Origin of the sequence: Armatimonas sp. (assembly GCF_031410135.1) — a bacterium.
Classification (GTDB): Bacteria; Armatimonadota; Armatimonadia; order Armatimonadales; family Armatimonadaceae; genus Armatimonas.
In genome coordinates, this window is the sequence record NZ_JANNYP010000836.1 from 1 (window position 1) to 1296 (window position 1296).

Below are 1296 nucleotides of genomic sequence, written 5' to 3' on the forward strand. Positions count from 1 at the left end.
GAGGCAGAAGGCGCTCTTTGGTGCGACTGAGGGTGTTGTAGAGAAAAATATCCATGAAAATTCTGTCGTATGGCCCGAAGTGGCCTTTGTAGCCGAAGGCTCTCCAGTCATCCCCCTCTAACGGGGGTGATCTATTTTACCGCTTGCTGATAGAAGAGTGTCTGCTGTGCCCAGCCTGCATAGGGACCGAACTGACGCTGAAAGGCAGCGCTGGCCCGCTCGTAGTTGGCGGGAGTTAGGGAAGCATCCCGTAATTCGGGGGCGTAGTGGGTCTTAGCGATGCGCCAGATGTGCGTATCCATGGGCACGGCGGAGTCGGCATCGAGGGAAAATAGTGCAATGCAGTCGGCAATCTTGCGGCCTATGCCAGGGAACTGCGTCAGCTCTCCCTCAATTTCCACAAGCGGCTTTCCTCGCAGCGACTCTAGCCAGCCATCGGGCTTCTCGGCAAGCTTACGAGCGGAAGCCACCACGCGCTCGGCCCGGAAACCCAGACCACGCTCCCGCAGGCGGCTCTCACGGAGGACAAGAAGCTGCTCCAGCGTGGGAAATGGGCCGAATGGATCGCCTGCTGCCTCCTCACAGACCGCTTGGAGCATCTGACTTATCCGGGCGATGGGGGCGACGGAGGCGCAGAGAAAAGAAAAAAAGCACTCATTGGGATCTTGCCTTAGTAGGCGAAGTCCCGGCTGGCGCTTCCAGGCCTCGGCAAAGAGGGGATCAAGAGCGCACCAGCGCCGCGCCTGTTCCGTCAGAGAGAGATCGTCGAGACGGAGAAAAGAGCGTACAAAAAACTCGTCTACCCCTGCCAACTCCACAATGCTTTCTTGTTGCCTTAGCCGCAGAGTATGCTCTCCCACTGCTCCAACACACCAGCCCTCTTCGTCAAGCTGCCAGCGGAACATCTGGCCCGAAAATAGCGTAGCGAGAAGGTCAAGCTCTTGTAGATTAGCAGAGATCATCTATGGTTGCTTGACCCACTAGCATGGATTTACCTTGGTCATGTAGGTGTTTAAAGGCTTAAAAGACTCAAGCCCCCGAAGCAGGAGGTTCCTACTTCGGGGGCTTGAGTGTCTATAAGACAGTTGACTACGCAGACATTTTGCGGCGGCGTGCTAGCACGGCTCCACCAACACCACCAAGGGCGAGGAGTGCCAGCGTGGTAGGCTCGGGAGCTGCGCTGACGACGGTAGGAACACCGACCTGAAAACCAGTCCAGTTTTCTCCACTAGTGACCGTCCAAGTCAGCGTGCTAAACGTACCCGTGAATTGTATGACTCCGTTACCTTCGGCACC

The 1296-nt window shown here is 56.7% G+C and carries 2 protein-coding genes; both read right to left on the bottom strand.

Going from position 1 to position 1296, the window contains the following annotated elements:
• Positions 1-131: 131 nt before the first annotated feature.
• Positions 132-962, bottom strand: coding sequence for a DNA glycosylase (locus RMO15_RS30340; RefSeq protein WP_309722051.1), 831 nt, complete (start codon positions 960-962; stop codon positions 132-134).
• 127 nt (positions 963-1089) lie between these two features.
• Positions 1090-1296: PEP-CTERM sorting domain-containing protein (locus tag RMO15_RS30345; protein ID WP_309722054.1), on the bottom strand; the 207-nt coding region annotated here is incomplete at its 5' end.

What these genes read in the sequence shown, in the direction of transcription:
- RMO15_RS30340 (WP_309722051.1), bottom strand. Translation starts at nt 962, where the DNA reads ATGATCTCTGCTAATCTACAAGAGCTTGACCTTCTCGCTACGCTATTT.